This is a genomic window from Amycolatopsis sp. N2S4-7, assembly GCF_058119595.1.
The window spans coordinates 8,219,435-8,236,675 of the sequence record NZ_CP172299.1 but is presented as its reverse complement, the minus strand read 5'-3'; the positions used below and the strand labels follow the sequence as shown (position 1 = coordinate 8,236,675).

General features: G+C 71.7%; 15 protein-coding genes. 5 read left to right on the top strand and 10 right to left on the bottom strand.

The genetic code is table 11. From position 1 onward, the window contains the following. Positions 1-2: 2 nt before the first annotated feature. Genes ACH54P_RS39205 through pdhA form a run of 5 tightly spaced genes read right to left on the bottom strand, consistent with a single transcriptional unit; the run spans position 3 to position 4,829 of the window. Entirely contained in the window at positions 3-989 is a 987-nt protein-coding gene (locus tag ACH54P_RS39205) for a hypothetical protein (protein ID WP_489908328.1), read from the bottom strand. Then, positions 986-1,534 carry a hypothetical protein gene (locus tag ACH54P_RS39200; RefSeq protein WP_489908327.1) on the bottom strand — a complete coding sequence of 183 codons (549 nt, stop codon included), beginning with the start codon at positions 1,532-1,534 and terminating at the stop codon, positions 986-988. Before ACH54P_RS39200 ends, ACH54P_RS39205 begins: the two co-directional genes overlap by 4 nt. 55 nt (positions 1,535-1,589) lie before the next feature. Next, positions 1,590-2,765: a dihydrolipoamide acetyltransferase family protein gene (locus ACH54P_RS39195; RefSeq protein WP_489908326.1), complete on the bottom strand. Its 1,176-nt coding sequence runs from the start codon at positions 2,763-2,765 to the stop codon at positions 1,590-1,592. Beyond that, positions 2,758-3,753, bottom strand: a complete 996-nt coding sequence (locus ACH54P_RS39190) for an alpha-ketoacid dehydrogenase subunit beta (RefSeq protein ID WP_489908325.1) — start codon at positions 3,751-3,753, stop codon at positions 2,758-2,760. Before ACH54P_RS39190 ends, ACH54P_RS39195 begins: the two co-directional genes overlap by 8 nt. Beyond that, positions 3,753-4,829, bottom strand: coding sequence for a pyruvate dehydrogenase (acetyl-transferring) E1 component subunit alpha (pdhA, locus tag ACH54P_RS39185; RefSeq protein ID WP_489908324.1), 1,077 nt, complete (start codon positions 4,827-4,829; stop codon positions 3,753-3,755). Before pdhA ends, ACH54P_RS39190 begins: the two co-directional genes overlap by 1 nt. A 134-nt stretch (positions 4,830-4,963) precedes the next feature. Between pdhA and ACH54P_RS39180 the strand changes: the two genes are divergently transcribed. Together ACH54P_RS39180 and ACH54P_RS39175 are read left to right on the top strand one after the other, a co-directional pair. Further along, a complete protein-coding gene (locus tag ACH54P_RS39180; protein ID WP_489908323.1) occupies positions 4,964-5,440 on the top strand; it encodes an Lrp/AsnC family transcriptional regulator in 477 nt (158 codons plus the stop codon). Positions 5,441-5,456: 16 nt separating this feature from the next. Next, positions 5,457-5,951 (top strand): DUF2199 domain-containing protein, encoded by a 495-nt coding sequence (locus tag ACH54P_RS39175; protein WP_489908322.1) that lies wholly within the window; start codon positions 5,457-5,459, stop codon positions 5,949-5,951. Positions 5,952-6,111: 160 nt separating this feature from the next. Here ACH54P_RS39175 and ACH54P_RS39170 read toward each other — a convergent pair whose 3' ends face one another. Then, on the bottom strand, positions 6,112-6,519 hold the full coding sequence (locus ACH54P_RS39170) for a GNAT family N-acetyltransferase (protein ID WP_489908321.1): 408 nt from the start codon (positions 6,517-6,519) through the stop codon (positions 6,112-6,114). Positions 6,520-6,771: 252 nt separating this feature from the next. Between ACH54P_RS39170 and ACH54P_RS39165 the strand changes: the two genes are divergently transcribed. Beyond that, positions 6,772-9,360 (top strand): glycoside hydrolase family 3 protein, encoded by a 2,589-nt coding sequence (locus ACH54P_RS39165; protein WP_489916899.1) that lies wholly within the window; start codon positions 6,772-6,774, stop codon positions 9,358-9,360. 76 nt (positions 9,361-9,436) lie between these two features. Here ACH54P_RS39165 and ACH54P_RS39160 read toward each other — a convergent pair whose 3' ends face one another. The 3 genes from ACH54P_RS39160 to ACH54P_RS39150 form a co-directional block, all read right to left on the bottom strand. Continuing rightward, a complete protein-coding gene (locus ACH54P_RS39160) occupies positions 9,437-9,868 on the bottom strand; it encodes a hypothetical protein (RefSeq protein WP_489908320.1) in 432 nt (143 codons plus the stop codon). Positions 9,869-9,876: 8 nt separating this feature from the next. After that, positions 9,877-10,110: a hypothetical protein gene (locus tag ACH54P_RS39155; RefSeq protein ID WP_489908319.1), complete on the bottom strand. Its 234-nt coding sequence runs from the start codon at positions 10,108-10,110 to the stop codon at positions 9,877-9,879. A gap of 79 nt (positions 10,111-10,189) precedes the next feature. Continuing rightward, positions 10,190-11,311, bottom strand: a complete 1,122-nt coding sequence (locus tag ACH54P_RS39150) for a PucR family transcriptional regulator (RefSeq protein ID WP_489908318.1) — start codon at positions 11,309-11,311, stop codon at positions 10,190-10,192. A 115-nt stretch (positions 11,312-11,426) separates the two neighbouring features. Between ACH54P_RS39150 and ACH54P_RS39145 the strand changes: the two genes are divergently transcribed. Continuing rightward, entirely contained in the window at positions 11,427-12,287 is an 861-nt protein-coding gene (locus tag ACH54P_RS39145) for an esterase/lipase family protein (protein WP_489908317.1), read from the top strand. After that, positions 12,284-14,017: an AMP-binding protein gene (locus ACH54P_RS39140; protein WP_489908316.1), complete on the top strand. Its 1,734-nt coding sequence runs from the start codon at positions 12,284-12,286 to the stop codon at positions 14,015-14,017. The genes ACH54P_RS39145 and ACH54P_RS39140 overlap by 4 nt, the downstream gene beginning before the upstream one ends. Here ACH54P_RS39140 and ACH54P_RS39135 read toward each other — a convergent pair. Next, positions 14,008-17,145: a GH92 family glycosyl hydrolase gene (locus ACH54P_RS39135; protein WP_489908315.1), complete on the bottom strand. Its 3,138-nt coding sequence runs from the start codon at positions 17,143-17,145 to the stop codon at positions 14,008-14,010. The two genes, ACH54P_RS39140 and ACH54P_RS39135, sit on opposite strands and share 10 nt — an antisense overlap. Positions 17,146-17,241: the final 96 nt, after the last annotated feature.

Here is a 17,241-nt window from a genome sequence, read left to right as displayed (position 1 = left end):
CATCACAGGGCGAGGTCGTCCGAATCGGACTCCAGCCTCGCTCGCCAGGTCCAGCGGCGCTCGGTCGTGTCCGCTCCCTCGGTCGGCGGCGGGCCCAGCGGCAGCGCCGGGTCCCTGATCCCGAACGTCACCCGGTACGCGAGCACCGACGCGGCCGTGCGGATCCACGCGTCCCCCGACGTCCCCGACGGCGGGGCGACGCCCAGCGCGTGCCCGAACCACGTCGGGAGCAGGGCGTTCGAGCCGAGCGCGTCGGTGATCCGGGTCCGCAGCCGCACCTGCAGGTCTTGCCACGCGCGTTCGGCCCGCTCCAGCTGCGGCACCACCCGCGCCTCGACCGCGTCGGCCTCGCGCAAGGCCAGCGTCGCCTGGTCCGCCGCCGAAACAGCGGCCGGGATCTCCTCGTCCAGCAACGTCCGGCGCCGGGTCGTCAACGCCCGCAGCGACGACTCCGCGTCCCCCCGGGCGCGGGACGCCCGGTCCGTCGACGCCAGGACCCGCATCACCTCCAGCAGGTCGGCGTCGCAGCGAGACAGCGCCGACCGCACCGAGTCCAGGTGCGCGATCTCCTCCGCGTACCTGGCCCGCTGCTCCTTCGTGACGAGCTCCTTGTGCAGGTCGTCCCACCGCGCCGCCTCCGCCGCGAGCGCCTGCGTCTCCGGGCCGACGTCGTCGAGGTCCACCTGCGGAACGCCGTCGGACACGCGGACCGCGCGCTCCAGGGCCTGGACCTGCTGCTGCAGCCGGTCCAGGCGCCGGCCGAGCAGGTCGAGGCGGTCCTGCTGCCCGTGCGCGCCCCCGGTTTCGAGCCGCTCGGTCAGGTCGGCGACGTCCTGGCGCAGGCGGTCGTCGGTCTCCTCGACGGCCGCGCGCAGCCCGTCGACCGCCGCGAACAGCTCGTCGACGTCGCGCCGCGTCGAGTCGACGGGCTCGACGTAGTCCTGCGAGAACTCGGGATCGTCGCCGTAGGTCGCGTAGCCGTGGCTCACGGGATCCGGCTTTCCCGCCACAGCAGCGCACCCGTGCCCGCGACCCCCACGGCCGTCAGGATCGTGAAGACGACGGCCGCGGACCACGGGACCAGCGCCAGGGCCAGGAAGCCGGCCGTGACGCTGCCCGCCCACGCGCCCCGCGTCCGCTCGCGGATCACCTCGCCGACCCGGCGGACCGGGCCGAAGCCGATCCACAGGCCCGCGGCGAACAGCGGGACCAGCGCGAACAGCCACAGCGGCGAGAGCACCTCGAACAGCACCAGCGCCCCGGCGACCAGCGGCACCAGCACCGGCGCGGCCGCGAACCAGACGACCGCGCGCTGCGTCGCCGCGTGCCGGGACTCGAGCTCGGCGTTGGCGAGCCGGTGCTTGGCCTCGTCGAACGCCAGCTCGGCGTCGAGCAGCCGGTGGGCCGTCGCGACGAGCCGGTCCATCGTTTCGACGTCCCCGGGCGGGGTCGTCAGTCCGTCCCGCAGGTCCTGCTTGAGCCGGCCCACGCGGGCTTCCGCCTGGTCCCGGTCGTGCTGGGCTGGAGTCGTCACGCCAACACTTTAAGTGCCACGACCGTCACCACCGGCCAACGCCGCCGGTGAGTCGTTACAGGTCGCCCAGGGCCGTGACCGGCGACTCGACGCAGTCGGCGACGAGCCGGAGGAACCCGCCCGCCGTGCCGCCGTCGCAGACGCGGTGGTCGAAGGCCAGCGTCAGCTCGCAGATCTTCCTGGCCACCAGTGCGCCGTCGACGACCCACGGCCGGTCGATGATCCGGCCGATGCCGAGGATCGCGGCCTCGGGGTGGTTGATGATCGCGGCCGAGCCGTCGACGCCGAAGACGCCGTAGTTGTTCACCGTGAACGTGCCGCCGGTGAGGTCCGCGGGCGCGAGCTTGCCGTCGCGCGCGGTGCGGGCGCGGTCGCCGATCGCCGCCGAGAGATCGCGCGTGGAAAGCTCCCCCGCGTCCCGCACGACCGGCACGACCAGTCCGCGGCTGGTCTGCGCGGCGAAGCCGAGGTGGATCCCGTCGAGCAGGACGATCTCGTCGCCTTCGACGCGCGAGTTCAGCTCGGGGTACTTCTTGAGGCCGGCGACGGCGAACCGCGCGATCAGCCCGAGCAGGCTGACCGGCCGGTCGGACTTGGCATTCAGGGCCGCGCGCGCCGCGACCAGCCCGGTCGCGTCGACGTCCACCCACACCGTGGCTTCGGGGATTTCGCGCCGGGACGTCGTCAGCTTGTCCGCGACGGCCTTGCGCACCCCGGTCAGCGGGATCCGCTTGCCGTTCGCGACGGGCTTCTTCAGCGCCGCCTCGACGTCGGCGCGGCGGATGATGCCGTCCGGACCGGCCGGGGTGAGCCGGGCGAGGTCGATCCCGTTGTCGGCAGCCAGTTTCCGGACGAACGGCGAGATCACGCCGGGCGCCTTGGCCTTCGGAGCGGGTGCTTCGACGCGGCGGACGCGCTTGCGCCGGGTCGACGGCGCGGTGCCGTAGCCGATGAGGACGTTGCCGCTGCCGCTCGACGTCGTCACGCCGGGTTCGGCGAACCCGCCGACGCTGAGCAGGGGCGCGCCGACCGGCAGCAGCTGCCCCGGCTCGCCGTGCAACGCGGACACGACGCCGGCGAACGGCACCGGCACCTCGACCGCCGCCTTCGCCGTCTCGACCTCGACGACGATCTGGTCGACGTCGACGGTGTCGCCGACCTTGACCCGCCAGTCCACGATCGCCGCCTCGGTCAGTCCTTCGCCGAGGTCCGGCAGCAGGAAGTCAGGCACCGGCCACCACCGGTGTGTCGTTCCACTGCAGGCGGGCGATCGTGTCGAGGATCCGGTCGACGTCCGGCAGCTGGTGGCGCTCGAGCTTCGGCGGCGGGTACGGGATGTCGAGCCCGGTCACCCGCAGCACCGGCGCGTGCAGCTGGTGGAAGCACTGCTCGGTGACGCGCGCGACGACCTCGGCGCCGTAGCCGCCGAAGCCGGCGGCCTCGTGGACCACCACGGCCCGCCCGGTGCGGCGCACGGAAGCCGTCACGGTCTCGTCGTCGAACGGGCTCAAGGAACGCAGGTCGACGACCTCGACGTCCCATCCCTCGGCCGTCGCGGCTTCGGCGGTTTCGAGCGCGGTCGCGACCATCGGGCCGTACGCGATGAGCGTGACGTCCCTGCCGTGGCGCCGGACGACGGCCTGGTCCATGGCCGGGCCCTGGCGGGTGAAGCTCACCTCTTCGGCCGACCAGTAGCGGCACTTCGGCTCGAGGAAGATCACCGGGTCCGGCGACTCGATGGCGTCGCGAAGGAGGTCGTAGGCGTCCTGCGCGGTGCCGGGCGTGACGACGCGCAGGCCCGGCGTGTGCGTGTAGTAGGCCTCGCTGGAGTCGCAGTGGTGCTCGACGCCGCCGATGCCGCCGGCGTAGGGGATGCGGATGACCATGGGCAGTTCCAGCGCGCCGCGGGTGCGGTTGCGCAGCTTCGCGACGTGCGAGGTGATCTGTTCGAACGCCGGGTAGGCGAAGGCGTCGAACTGCATCTCGACGACCGGCCGGAAGCCGCCCATCGCCATCCCGACGGCGAACCCGACGATGCCGGACTCGGCCAGCGGCGTGTCGAAGCAGCGGTCTTCGCCGAAGTCGGCGGTGATGCCGTCGGTGACCCGGAAGACGCCGCCGAGCGCGCCGACGTCCTCGCCGAACACCAGGACCCGGTCGTCGTCCTTGAGGGCGTCGCGCAGGGCCGCGTTGAGCGCCTGCGCCATCGTGGTCGTCATCAGGCCTCCAGTTCCGCGGCCACCATGGCCCGCTGGGCTTCGAGCTGGCGGGTCGGCTCGGCGTAGACGTGGTCGAACAGCGAGAGGGGGTCGAGCTCCGGCTCGGCGTTCAGGGTGTCCCGGACGGTCTGGGCGAAGGTCTCGGCTTCGGCCCGGAACCGCTCGATGTCCTGGTCTTCGATGAGGTTCCGGTTCTTGAGGTAGGTCTCGAGCCGCTTGAGCGGGTCCGCTTCGCGCCACTTCGCGACTTCGTCGGCTTCGCGGTAGCGGGTGGCGTCGTCGGCGTTGGTGTGGGCGTCGATGCGGTAGGTGTGGGCCTCGACGAGGACGGGTCCGCGGCCTTCGCGGGCGTGCTTCACGGCGTCGTCGAGGACGGCGAGGACCGCGACGGCGTCGTTGCCGTCGACCTGCTCCGAGCGCATGCCGTAGCCGATTCCCTTGTACGCCAGCGCCGCCGCGGCGCTCTGCTTCTCGAACGGCACCGAGATGGCGTAGCGGTTGTTTTGCACGAAGAACACCGCAGGCGCCTTGAAGACGGCCGCGAAGTTGAGCGCTTCGTGGAAGTCGCCTTCACTGGTGGCGCCGTCTCCGATGAGCGCGAGCGCGACGGCGTCTTCGCCACGTCGCTGCATCGCGTGCGCGAGACCGGCGGCGTGCAGTGTCTGCGTAGCGAGCGGAGTGCACTGGGGCGCTACGCGCGTCTCGGCGGGGTTGTAGCCGCAGTGCGCGTCGCCGCGAAGCAGCGTCAGCACTTCGCCGGGCTTCAGGCCGCGCGCGATGAGGGCGACCGAGTCGCGGTAGGTGGGGAAGAGCCAGTCGTGCTTCGTGAGCGCCAGCGCGGCGGCGACCTGGCAGGCCTCCTGGCCGGCGCTGGAGGGGTAGACGGCGAGGCGGCCCTGCTTGGTGAGCGCGGTCGCCTGGACGTCGAAGCGGCGGCCCAGGACCATCAGCCGGTAGGCCTCCGTGAGCCGGTCTTCGGCGGGCTCGGCGTACCCGCCGTGCTGGTCGGCGCGGGTTCCGTCCTCGGCGACGAAACGCACCGGGGACGCGGACGGCAGCAACGTCTCCTGCGTCAAAACGCACACCACCTCTCGCAGACATATGATGCCGAAATGGTGCTTCTCGGCGGTGTTGTGTTCAAGGGTTGGCGGAAATGAGCGACAAACGGTCTCCTTCAGGTGGATTGGAGGACCAAACGTCCACTCCGTCCGTGGCTCCCGACGGCTGGGCGGGACGAACGGTCCCGGCCCTCGACGACGTCGACCGCGCGATGCTGGCGGAGCTCTCGGCGGACGGCCGGCTGGCGGTGCGCGCCCTGGCGGAGAAGCTGCACATTTCGCGCACCAACGCGTACGCGCGTCTGGAGCGGCTGATGGCGGAGGGGGTGATCACCGGCTTCGGCGCGCGGATCGATCCGCGCCGGGCGGGCCTGGGCACGTCGGCGTACATCATGGTGACGGTGGAGCAGACGTCCTGGCGCACGATGGCGACGGACCTCCACGAGATCCCGTACGTGGACCACGTGGCCCTGGTGGGCGGCGACTTCGACATCCTGCTGCTGGTGCGGACGCCGGACAACACGACGTTGCGGGACGTGGTCCTGGAGCGGCTGCAGGCACTGGAAGGGGTGCGCTCGACGCGGACGTGGCTGATCTTCGAGGAACTGCCCGGCTCGGTGCTGGGCTGACCGTAGGCTGCCGGGCATGAGCTACACCTGCACCTGCTGCGGCGGGCAGCACGGAGAACTGCCGTTCGCGTACGGCGCCCTCGCGCCGGCCTTCTGGCACGACGGGCTGGTGGGCGAGCCGGGCAACGTCCTGGAGTCCGAGCAGTGCGTCATCGGGCACGAGCACTACTTCCTCCGCGGCCGCGTGGTCCTCCCGGTGACCGACGCCGACGAAGACTTCGAGTGGGGCGTCTGGGTTTCGGTGAGCGAGGAGAACTTCTTCCGCGCCGAGCGGCTGTGGACGAACCCGCAGCGAGAGTCCGAGCCGCCGTACTTCGGCTGGCTGGCCACGGAACTGCCGGGCTACGAGCCGGGGACGTTGAACCTGAAGACCAACCTGCACACGGGCCCGGTGGGGCGGCGCCCGCTGGTGGAACTCGAGCCGACGGACCACCCGCTCGCCGTCGAGCAGCGGGCCGGGATCACGCGGATCCGGGTCCAGGCCATCGCGGAGATGCTGCTGCACCCCTGATCGGCAGGTGTGTCGCCGCTGAAGCCGACGCGGATGTCGCCGCTGAAGCCGACGCGGATGAACCACCCGTCCCGCGCGGAGGTCACCGGCCGCCGCTGCCGTGGGTCGGTCGACCCGCTGAGCACGGTTCAAGCCCCCATCGGGATGACCGGCGGGGCGCTCAGAACGTCCACGTCAGCACCGTCTGCCCACCCTCCGCCGTCCCGCCCGCGCGCCGGTAGGTCGCCGTGGCCGGGGCGTTGTCCTCCTCCGTCACCACCCACATGCCGTAACACCCGCGCTCCCGGGCCAGCTCCGCCAGCGCACCCACCAACGCCCGCCCGAGGCCGTGCCCCCGGTACTCCGGTTCGACGCTCAGCTCGTACAGGAACATCTCCGTCCCCTTGTCCGGGTGCGTCATCTCGACCCCCGTCACCATCCCCGCCGGGGCACCGTCGACGTACCCGATCAGCACGTGGTGCCCCTCCGCGGCGAGGAAGCGCTCCGTGGCCTCCGGGAGCGGTGCGTCGTCGAACAGGTGCCCGGCCGCCAGGAGCGGCTCGGCGGTCGTGATCCGGCGGATGTCCATCCCGGCAGCATCACGGGGCAGAAGACCTGCCCGCAAGTGCTCTTGACCTTGCGCCACCAGCGGAGTATGCGGCGCCCTCTGACCGGCTGACTCTTAGTTTATGGCGAGAATTAACGAGCCCGACGCCTATTGACGCCGCCCCCGTGGCCGATGAGGATCAGCCGGTCCGCCGTTCATCGCAGAATGGACCAGACCATGGCCAGAAGATCCCGCGCGTGGTCACGTGCGCGCCGAAGTTCGCTCGTCACCCTGATGAGCCTGAGCCTGCTCGGCGGGGTCGCAACCGCGACGCCGGCCCAGGCGCAGACGACCCAGCCCGTCATCGGCCAGCCCGCCCTCGGCAAGGACGGCTGCGCCAAGATCGAAAAGAGCCTGCCCACCCTCGCGGACTGGCCCAAGGTCGACAGCCGGCTCAAGGGGAAGGCCGGCGACGAGCAGCGGATCGCCGAAATGCTCAAGGGCATGACGCTCGAAGAAAAAGTCGGGCAGATGACGCAGCCCGAGATCGCCGCGATCACCCCCGACGAGGTCCGCCAGTACGCCATCGGCTCCGTCCTCAACGGCGGCGGCTCGTGGCCGGGCGGGAACAAGCACGCCACCCAGCAGGACTGGCTGAACCTCGCCGACTCCTACTGGAACGCCTCGAAGACCAGCCGCACCAAGATCCCCGTCATCTGGGGCATCGACGCCGTGCACGGCAACAACAACGTCTACGGCGCCACCGTCTTCCCGCACAACATCGGCCTGGGGGCCGCCCACGACCCGTGCCTGGTCCGCGACGTCGCCGGCGCGACCGCCCGGCAGATCCGCGCCACCGGCCAGGACTGGGCCTTCTCCCCGACCCTGGCCGTCGTCCAGGACGACCGCTGGGGCCGCACCTACGAAGGCTTCTCCGAAGACCCGCGCATCACCCGCGCCTACGGCTTCGAGTCCATCAACGGCCTCCAGGACGGCGCCACCAAGCGCATCGACTACAACGGCGTGATCGCCACCGCCAAGCACTTCATCGGCGACGGCGGCACGCTGAAGGGCCAGGACCAGGGCGTCAACCCCTCGTCCGAGGCGGACATGATCAACATCCACGGCCAGGGCTACTACGGCGCGCTCGCCGCCGGCTCGCAGACCGTGATGGTGTCGTTCAACAGCTGGACCAACGCCGACCTCGGCATCAACGAGGGCAAGCTGCACGGCAGCGACAAGGCACTGAACCAGATCCTCAAGGGCAAGATCGGCTTCGACGGCCTCGTCGTCTCCGACTGGAACGGCATCGGCCAGGTCACCGGCTGCACGAACTCCTCGTGCCCGCAGGCGATCAACGCCGGCATCGACATCGTGATGGTGCCGAACGACTGGAAGGCGTTCATCACCAACACCGTCGCGCAGGTGCAGAACGGCCAGATCCCGATGTCGCGCATCGACGACGCGGTCACCCGCATCCTGCGCGTCAAGCTGCGTGACGGCCTGTTCGAGTCGCAGAAGCCGTCCGACCGCTCCTACGCGAACTCGGACGAGGCGCTGAAGGACAACTGGCTGGCCCGTGACGCCGTCCGCGAGTCGCAGACGCTGCTGAAGAACAACGGCAACGTGCTGCCGCTCAAGCCGGCGTCGAAGGTGCTGGTCGTCGGCAAGAGCGCCGACAACATCCAGAACCAGACCGGCGGCTGGACGCTGAGCTGGCAGGGCACCGGCAACACCAACGCCGACTTCCCGAACGCCACCTCGATCCTCACCGGGCTCAAGCAGGACCTCGGCGACGCCAACGTCACCTTCGACGCCACCGGGAACGTCGATCCGAAGGGCTACGACGCCGTCATCGCCGTCATCGGGGAGACGCCGTACGCCGAGGGCGTCGGCGACCTGACCCGCAAGACGCTGGAAGCCTCGCGGCTCTACCCCGAGGACCTGGCCGTGCTGGACAAGGTCAGCGGCAAGGGCACCCCGGTCGTCACCGTGTACGTCGGCGGCCGCCCGCTGTACATGAACAAGGAGATCAACCGCTCCGACGCGTTCGTGGCGGCCTGGTTGCCCGGCACCGAGGGCGGCGGCGTCGCGGACATGATGGTCAAGGGCAAGGACGGCACCGGCTACCAGGGCCAGCTGTCGTACTCGTGGCCGAAGAGCGCGTGCCAGACGCCGCTCAACCCGTGGTCGGCGGACTACGACCCGCTGTTCAAGCTCGGCTACGGCCTCAAGACCGGGCAGCGCGCCACGGTCGGCCGGCTGGACGAGACGGCCGGGCCGGCGACCTGCGGCTCGACCGGTGGCGGCGGGACCGCGACCGAGGACCTGTCGATCTTCGACCGCACCGACGTGCCGCCGTACACCAGCCAGATCGGTTCGGCGGAGAACTGGGGCGGCACCGTGATCGGCCCGGACGGCACGGCGGCGCACAGCGAGATCAACGTCGTCCCGGCGGACGTCAACGTGCAGGCCGACGGGCTGAAGACGACCTGGACGGGCACCGGCCCGGCCCAGCTCTACATGCAGAACACGGCGGGCACGAACGACCTGCGCGGCTACCTGAACGCCGACGCGGCGCTGGAGTTCGACACGATCGTGCACCAGGCGCCGACGAACCGGACCGTGGTGAGCATGCACTGCGTCTACCCGTGCTTCTCCGAGGTGAACGCGACCCAGCTGTTCACCGGCCTGGCGGGCGGCGCGAAGACGACGGTGAAGATCCCGGTGTCCTGCTTCAACAACGGGCTGGACTTCGAGAACATCAACACCCCGTTCCTCGTCTACACCGACGGCCCGTTCTCGGCTTCGTTCGCGAACGTGCGGTGGGTGCCCAACGGGGCGAAGGATCCTGATGCGAGACCCTGTTCGAGTTTGACCTGATCGGCGACCGGGCCGGGAGCGGAAAGCTCCCGGCCCGGTCCGTTTTCCGCCACGACGGCGTGCGGGCGTGGGTCGATCAGTGCTGCGGGCCGTAGGACTTCTGGCACGGGTAGCCGTCACCGGTGGCGGACCAGCTCGCGGGGTAGCCGTTCTGCGCCCAGGCCGCGTACGCCTGCGCGTAGGGGTAGCCGCGCGCGTGCAGCCACTGGCACGGCGTCTGGCCGGCCGCGGGGGTGATGGCGATCCAGGGCTGCGCCTCGATCCAGCTCGCCTGGGCATACCACTGACTCGCCGCGGCAACCCCTTTCGGAGCAACGTAGACGGTCTGCGGCGGCGGCACGACGACGGTTTGCGGTACCGGCGCGGTGACGGTGGGCGTGGCCGGCGCGGTGACGGTCGCGGTGGAGGCCGGAGCCTGGGCCGGGGCACCGGAAACGGTCCGCGGCAGGCCGCACCCGGCGAGGGCGAGCGCGGCGGAGAGGGCGGCGACTGTCCGAAGTGTACGCATGGCGGGCCTCATTTCGTCGGGCTCACGTCGGTGGCGGTCGGCGCGGCCATGACGTCGTCGCGAAACCGTTGGCGTACCTGGTGTCTCCGCCGCTGCCCGCGAGGCGGCTGGTCCCCGGCACGCGTGCCGCGCCCCTCGCCGTAGCGGTCACCGGCGGGGCGCGGAGCCACCGGCGTGCCGCACGCGGCCGTACCCACCAGAACCAGGGCGGCGACGGCGATTCTGGTCGCCTTCACGGCCATCACCTCCTTCCGTGTCCGCCCCCTGGAATCGGGCGGCCGGCGGCTTCTGCAACGGATCCCGTGAACCGCGACGCAAGCGTTATCCCGTGGGATTCACACCGCTGATGTCGTACGCCGTCATCGCGGCGGCCAGGTGGCGGGCGTCCGCGGGCCGGGTGGCGTCGTAGCCGGTGATCAGGTGGATGCGGCCCAGCCGGTAGGTGAGCGTGTTGCGGTGGATGTTCAACGCCGTCGCCGCTTCGCCGCGGTTGTAGCCCGACGTCACGAATGCGCGCAGGGCGTCGATCAGGTGCGGGTGGTCCTCAAGCGGCGAGAGCACCCCGGCGAGCGCCTCCCGCGCGGGGCTCGGCTGCGCCAGCTGGTACTCGATCGCCAGGTCGGCCAGCCGGTAGAGCCGCGGCGGGCGGCGCAACCCCTCCGCCAGCGCCAGGATCTCCACCGCTTCGGAGTGCGCGGCCGGGATGTCCGCGAGCGTGGGCGCGCGGGACGCCGCCGCGGTGCACGGGCGTCCGCAGACCCGATCGACCCTCGCCGCCACCGCGTCGACCGCGGGGCCGGAGGGCACCAGCAGCACGCCGCCATCGCCCTTGAACGTCACCAGGACACCCGACTGAGTGTCCAAATCGGACCGGACGGCGCGGAAGAGGTCCGTCGCCGCGCGGGAGGCCGAGGAGGTGGGCGACGGCAGGTGGAACACGACGACGTCGTAGCTCTCGGCCAGCTCCCGCCGCCGCACCGGGCGGCCCGCCAGCAGGCTCGCGGCGAGGTTCTGCCGGTCCTCCCGCCGCTCCCAGTCGAGGTCGTCGCGCTCCCGGAGGTACGCCTCGGCGACGCGCGGCATCACCTCGCCGAGGAAGCCCAGCATCCGCGCGCCGAGCACGGCGCGGTCGCCGTCCACCAGCTCCCACGCGACGCCGGCGGCCAGGGGGTAGATCTGCAGCACGGCGTCCAGCGGCAGGCCGTCCCGGGCCCGCTCGGCGCCCCACGCGATCGGCAGGGCGAGCTCATCGGGTGTCGGCCGGCGGTCCTCCGCCACCGTGGTCAGGAACAGCTCGAACACCGCCGTCGCGTTGGCGACCAGGTCGCCCTCCAGCACGCTGGCCGGCAGCAGCCGGTACGCCGGGATCTCGGCGGCGCACCGGGCGATCATCGCGGTGGCGATCTCCCCGGCCCGCGGGAACAGAGCGTCGACGGCATCCATCGACGCATTGTCACCGTGCACAAACGGCCACGGCAAGTTTCTGCGCGTTTTGCCAGCAGACAGCCTTGATCGCGGCGCGCATGCTGTGCAGAGCAACCAGACGAAAGGACTCGCAATGGCGCGGGGAACGAAACGATGGCTGGCCGCGATCGGCCTGGCGAGCACGCTGCTCCTCGGCTCGGCGGTACCGGCCCAGGCGGCGGCCGGCGGCAACAACGACTTCGCGTGCCGCCCGAGCGCCGCGCACCCGAACCCCGTCGTGCTGCTCCACGGCACCTTCGCCACCTACTACGAGGACCTCAACTTCCTCCAGGCCGACCTGGCCGCCCGCGGCTACTGCACGTTCTCCCTGACCTACGGCGCCTACCCGCAGTTCCCCTTCGTCGGCGGGCTCAAGCCGGTCGCGGAGTCCTCGCTGGAGATCAAGGACTACGTCGAAAAGGTCCGCGCGGCCACCGGCGCGGCCCAGGTCGACGTCGTCGGCCACTCCGAAGGCGGCCTCCAGTCGCTCTACCTGGCCAAGATGCAGGGCATCCAGAGCGAGCTCGGCAAGGTCGTCGCCATCGCCCCGCCGACGCACGGCGCCAACGCGTCCGGCCTCCTGACCCTGGCCTACAAGCTGCTCGGCAAGTCCACGTGGGACACCATCGTGAAGACGATCGGCCTGCCGATCTTCGCCGACGAACTGGACGGCGGCGCCGCGATCGTCGCGCTCAACACCGGCCCGGTCGCCCAGCCCGGCATCGACTACACGATCATCACCTCGCGCTACGACGAGCTGGTGACGCCGACCGAGACGTCGTTCGTCCGCGAGCCCGGCGTGAAGAACCAGTACGTCCAGGACTTCTGCCCGTTCGACCCGGTCGGCCACATCGGCGAGGCCTACGACCTCAACGTCTGGCATCTGGTCCGCAACGCCCTCGACCCGGCGAACGCCGCGCCGATCAAGGTCTGCGCGGTGGGCTCCCCCGGATGACCTGGCCCCGCTACGACGGCCCCGGCGACCTCGCCGTCATCGAAGCCGTCCCGCTGGAAGACCGCGGCCTGCCGGAGAGCACCTACGAGCTCCTCCGGCAGGCCGGGACCCGGTTCGCCGACCGCCCGGCTGTGACGCTGCTGCCCTCCGGCGAGGCCTGGGAGCACCCGGTGACCTGGACGTTCGGCGAGCTGCTCGCCCGCGTCCACCGGATGGCCAACGTCCTCACCGACCTGGGTGTCACGCGGCGGGACGCCGTCGCGCTGCTCGCCCCGAACAGCGGGGACGCCCTCGCGGCGACGCTGGCGGCCCAGGCCGTCGGCATCGCCGCGCCGGTCAACCCCGGCCTCGCGCCCGGCCAGGTGCGGGAGCTGCTCGAGGCGTCCGCCGCCAAGGTCGTCGTCGCCGCCGACTCCGACCTGGTACTCGGCCGCCCGGTGCTTCCGCTGGCCGAGCTCGCCGAACGGGCCGGCCGGGCCGATCCGGCGCGGCTGCACGCCGCGCCGCCGCGCGCGAGCGACCTGGCGGGCTACTTCCACACCGGCGGCTCCACCGGCACCCCGCAGATCGCCGTACACACCCAGGCCGGCGAGGTCGGCATGGCCTGGACGCTGGCCGCCTGCACCGGCGGCGACGGCCTCGTGCTGTTCGCCGCGCTGCCGCTGTTCCACGTCAACGCGCTGCTCGTCACCGCGATCGCCCCGCTGTTCAAGGGGCAGCACGTCGTCTGGGCGGGCCCGCTCGGCTACCGCGACCCCGGCCTCTACCCGGTGTTCTGGCGCATCGTCGAGCGGTACCGCATCGGCGCGATGTCCGCCGTGCCGACGGTCTACGCCGTGCTCGCGCGGGTTCCGGTCGACGCCGACATCTCGAGCCTCGGCTTCCCGATCGTCGGCGCGGCCCCGCTGCCGTCGGCGGTGCGGCGCCAGTGGCGCGAGCGCACCGGCGTCGACCTGGTCGAGGGCTACGGCCTGACCGAGGGCACCTGCGCGTCCGCGCGCGGCTTCCCCGGCGTCCCCCGGCCCGGGACGGTCGGCCAGCGGATGCCCTACCAGGAGATCAAGGCGGTGCGGATCGACGGCGACGGCTGGACCGACCTGCCGCCCGGCGAGACCGGGGTGCTGGTGATCCGCGGCCCCAACGTCTTCCCCGGCTACCTGCGCGACGGCGAACCGGACCCGGCGGGCAAGGTCGTCGGCGGCTGGCTCGACACCGGAGACCTCGGCAGCGTCGACGCCGAGGGGTTCGTCCGGCTCGCCGGCCGCGCCAAGGACCTGATCATCCGCGGCGGGCACAACCTCGACCCGGCGGTGATCGAGGAGGCGCTGCTGGCGCACCCGGCCGTGTCCGGCGCGGCCGCGGTGGGCCGGCCGGACCGGCACGCGGGCGAGGTCCCGGTGGTCTACGTGACGCTGCACGCCGCGACGGCCGCGTCGGAGCTCCTGGACTGGGCCGCCGGGCACGTGCCGGAACGCGCGGCCGTGCCGAAGGAGATCCACGTCGTCGCCGAGATCCCGCTGACGGCGGTCGGCAAGCCGTACAAACCGGCGCTGCGCCAGGACGCCCTGCGCCGGGTGGCCGAGGACGAAGCCGCCGCGCTCGAGCTCGACGGCGTGGAGATCACCGTCGAGCTCGAGCGCGACGAGCCCGTGGTCGTCGTCGGCGCGCCCCCGTCGGACGCGTTGGCGGCCGCCTTGGACGCCTACGCCTTTCGCTGGCGCTACGCCTGACCGATCGCGAAGACGTGCAGGTCCGGATCGGACGGCAGGGTCACCGAGGCGATCCGCTTCCCGGCCGGGGCGTCGAACGGCGTCGTCGCGTACACCGACGCCCCACCACCCTGGCCGCCCGGCTGGTTGCGGTGGCCGGTGCGCGCCACCAGGGTGGTGCCGAACACCGGGTCCGTGCCGCCGCCGGGGAACACCCAGTCGCCGAACGACAGGTCGGCCTGGCCCGTGGTGCCGTCGGTGAAGGTCACCGTGGCCTTCGCCTGGTGGTCGCCGTTGGACGCCGTGCCGATGAACGACAGCCGCGTCCCGGACAGCCGGATCGTCTGCCCGGCCGGGACGACGTTGTCCGGACGCCCGGCCGGCGCGGCGGGCCACACGAACGACGTGCCGACCGCCTGCGAGGTCTGACCGCCCACCAGTCCCGCCGCGGCCAGGGCCTGCCGGGACAGGCTGTTCCCGGCGCCGTCGATGTCGGCCGACCCGGCGTCGCCGTCGTCGGAGATGCCGACGTTCGAGTACGCCGCCGCAAGCCCGTCCTCGGGCGCGACCAGCACGATCACCGAGCCGGGCACCGACGTCGAGCCGCCGCGGACGGTCACCGGGACCTGGTAGTAGCCCTCGGGCGTCCCGGCGGCCACCGAAACCGTGAATTTCGCCGTGCCACTGCCCGTCCGGTCGTCGAGCCGCAGCTGCCGCGGCCCGGTCACCGAGATCCCGGACGGGGCCTGCGTGGCCACGTCGAGCACGCGGTCGTGCCCGCCGAGCCGCTGCCCGCTCACCGTGAACTCCCCGGTGCCGCCGGGTTCGGCGACGACCTGGTTGGTCGCCGACGCCAGGAACGGCTTCTCGTTGTCGCGATAGGACGGTGGCGCCGAGTCCGCCGCCCAGCGCTTGTCCGGAGTGGACGCGAGCGAGAAGTCCAGGCGGCCGCCGTCCCGCGCGGTGTTCGCGGGCAGGGACGTGCGGTCCCAGTCCCGGCCGTTGAGCGAGAGGTCGTGCACGTACGTCGCCGGGGCCTTCGGCGCGCGGATGTCGAGAGCCCGCCCGTTCGGCAGGGACAGTACCGCGCGTTCGAACAGCGGGCTGTGCACGACCAGGTCGGACGTGCCCGGCGTGGCCGGGTAGACGCCGAGCGCGGCCCAGACGTACCACGACGACTGCGCGCCGAGGTCGTCGTTGCCCGGCTCGCCGTCCGGGGTGGCGCTGAACAGCGTCGTCGCGATCTCGCGGACGACCTGCTGCGCCTTCCACGGCTGCCCGACGTGGTTGTACAGCCACGGCACGCCGAAGTCGGGTTCGTTGCCCGCCCACATGTACGGCTCGTTCGGGCCGACGTTCAGCTTCTGGAAGAAGGTGTCCAGCCGCTGGGAAACCGCGGCGGGCCCGCCCATCGCCGTCACCAGCCCGGCCGGGTCCTGCGGCACCAGCCAGGTGTACTGCGCGGCGTTGCCCTCGTCGAAGCCGTCCTGGCCGAACTTGCCGGGCGGCGGCGGCACGTACGCGGGCCCGTCCGGGAAGCGGCCGTCCTGCCCGCGCGGCTGGAGGTAACCCGTCAAGGGGTTGAAGAGGTTCTGCCAGTTCTGACCGCGTTTGGTGAACTCGCGGGCGACGTCGCGGTCGCCGATGCCCTGCGCGAACCGCGCGATGGCGAAGTCGTCGATCGCCCACTCCAGGGTGATCGACGCGCCGACGCGGGCGTGGTCGCCCCGCGAGGCGTCGTTGTTCGGCAGGTACCCACGCGTGACGTAGTCCTGGATGCCCCGGCGTTCCTGGTACGCACCGGGCGTGTCGTCGACCGATGTCGCACCCTTGACCAGGTACTTCAGCGCCGTCTTGACGTCGAAGTCGCGGGCGCCGAACGCGTAGAGGGTGGAGATCAGCGCGACCGAGCTGTCGCCGGTCATCTGACCGGTGTAGTCGTTCGCCATCGGCCAGCGCGGCCACCAGCCGCCCTGCACGGCGTCGTTGGTCAGCGACTGCGCCATATCGCTGGCTTCCTTCGGGAAGAGCATGGCGTGCAGTGGCGCGAGCGAGCGGTAGGTGTCCCAGTCGGAGAAGTTCGCGTACTGGTGCCGGCCCTGCGGCAACGTGCGGATCTGGTCGTCGAAGCCGATGTAGCGCCCGTCGGCGTCGTCGAACGTGTTCGGGTGCATCAGCGAGTGGTACAGGGCCGTGTAGAACGTCTTGAGCTGCGCCGCATCGCGCCCCGCGACCCGGATCTTGCCCAGCGCCTGCGTCCACCTGTCCCTTGTGGACTGACGGACCGCGCCGAAGTCCCAGCCCGGGACCTCGGCGGTCATGTTGCCCTTCGCGCCGTCGACGCCCACGTAGGACATCGAGACCTTCGCGTGCACCACGCTCTCGCCGCCGAAGGTCAGGTACGCGCCCGCCTTGGGCGAGTCGACGCTGTCGGCGCCCGGCTGCACCGAAGAGCCGTCCCACGTACCGTGCGCGGTGAACGGCCGGTCGAAGGTGATGGCGTAGAAGACCGTGTACTTGTTGGGCTTCCCGCAGAAGTTGCCGGTGGTGGCCGAGCCGCTGACTTCGCGGTCACCGGTGATCTTCAGGTCGGCCTTCGAGTTCCCGGCGAGGCTGGCGCCGCCCTTGACCAGCACCTGCGCGGTCGCGCCGGCCGGGAAGGTGAACGCGGCGAGCCCGGTGCGGGTCGTCGCGGTGAGCTCGGCGCGGACGTTCGAGTCGGCCAGCGTCACGGCGTAGTAGCCCGGCTCGGCCTTCTCGTCGTCGTGGGTGAAGTGCTCGACGCGGTTCCACGGCGCCGCCCCGACATCGCCGGTGACCGGCAGGATCGGCACGTCGCCGAACGCGTTGCAGCCGACCGAAGCGTGGTCGAGGCTGAAGCCCCGGATCTGGTCGCTGTGGTACTGGTAGCCGGCGTACGCGCCCTGGGTGTCCGGCGAGAACTGCATCATCCCGAACGGTGCGGCCGGCCCCGGGAAGTTGTTGATCTCCCCCACCGAGCTGCCGCCCCGGCCGGTCCCGATCAGCGGATCGACGTACGCCGCCGGGTCGCCGACCAGGGGTGACATCGTTGTCGGAGCCGCCGAAGAGACAGAGGGCGCCCCGATCACCGCCGTCGCGACCATCGCCGCCAAGAACCTGAACCGCACCGGTGCCTCCCAGGCTGGACCGTCCCCTTTCATCCGACCTTTCCCCGCGCCGCGGCCGCGGTCAACACTTTGACAAAGACCTGGCTCGTGCCCCGA

Excerpts from the sequence above, each read along its gene's own strand:
- ACH54P_RS39140 (WP_489908316.1), top strand. The coding sequence starts at position 12,284 with ATGACCTGGCCCCGCTACGACGGCCCCGGCGACCTCGCCGTCATCGAA.
- ACH54P_RS39165 (WP_489916899.1), top strand. The coding sequence starts at position 6,772 with ATGAGCCTGAGCCTGCTCGGCGGGGTCGCAACCGCGACGCCGGCCCAG.
- ACH54P_RS39150 (WP_489908318.1), bottom strand. The coding sequence starts at position 11,311 with ATGGATGCCGTCGACGCTCTGTTCCCGCGGGCCGGGGAGATCGCCACC.
- ACH54P_RS39175 (WP_489908322.1), top strand. The coding sequence starts at position 5,457 with ATGAGCTACACCTGCACCTGCTGCGGCGGGCAGCACGGAGAACTGCCG.
- ACH54P_RS39145 (WP_489908317.1), top strand. The coding sequence starts at position 11,427 with ATGGCGCGGGGAACGAAACGATGGCTGGCCGCGATCGGCCTGGCGAGC.
- ACH54P_RS39155 (WP_489908319.1), bottom strand. The coding sequence starts at position 10,110 with ATGGCCGTGAAGGCGACCAGAATCGCCGTCGCCGCCCTGGTTCTGGTG.
- ACH54P_RS39190 (WP_489908325.1), bottom strand. The coding sequence starts at position 3,753 with ATGACGACCACGATGGCGCAGGCGCTCAACGCGGCCCTGCGCGACGCC.
- ACH54P_RS39160 (WP_489908320.1), bottom strand. The coding sequence starts at position 9,868 with ATGCGTACACTTCGGACAGTCGCCGCCCTCTCCGCCGCGCTCGCCCTC.
- ACH54P_RS39170 (WP_489908321.1), bottom strand. The coding sequence starts at position 6,519 with ATGGACATCCGCCGGATCACGACCGCCGAGCCGCTCCTGGCGGCCGGG.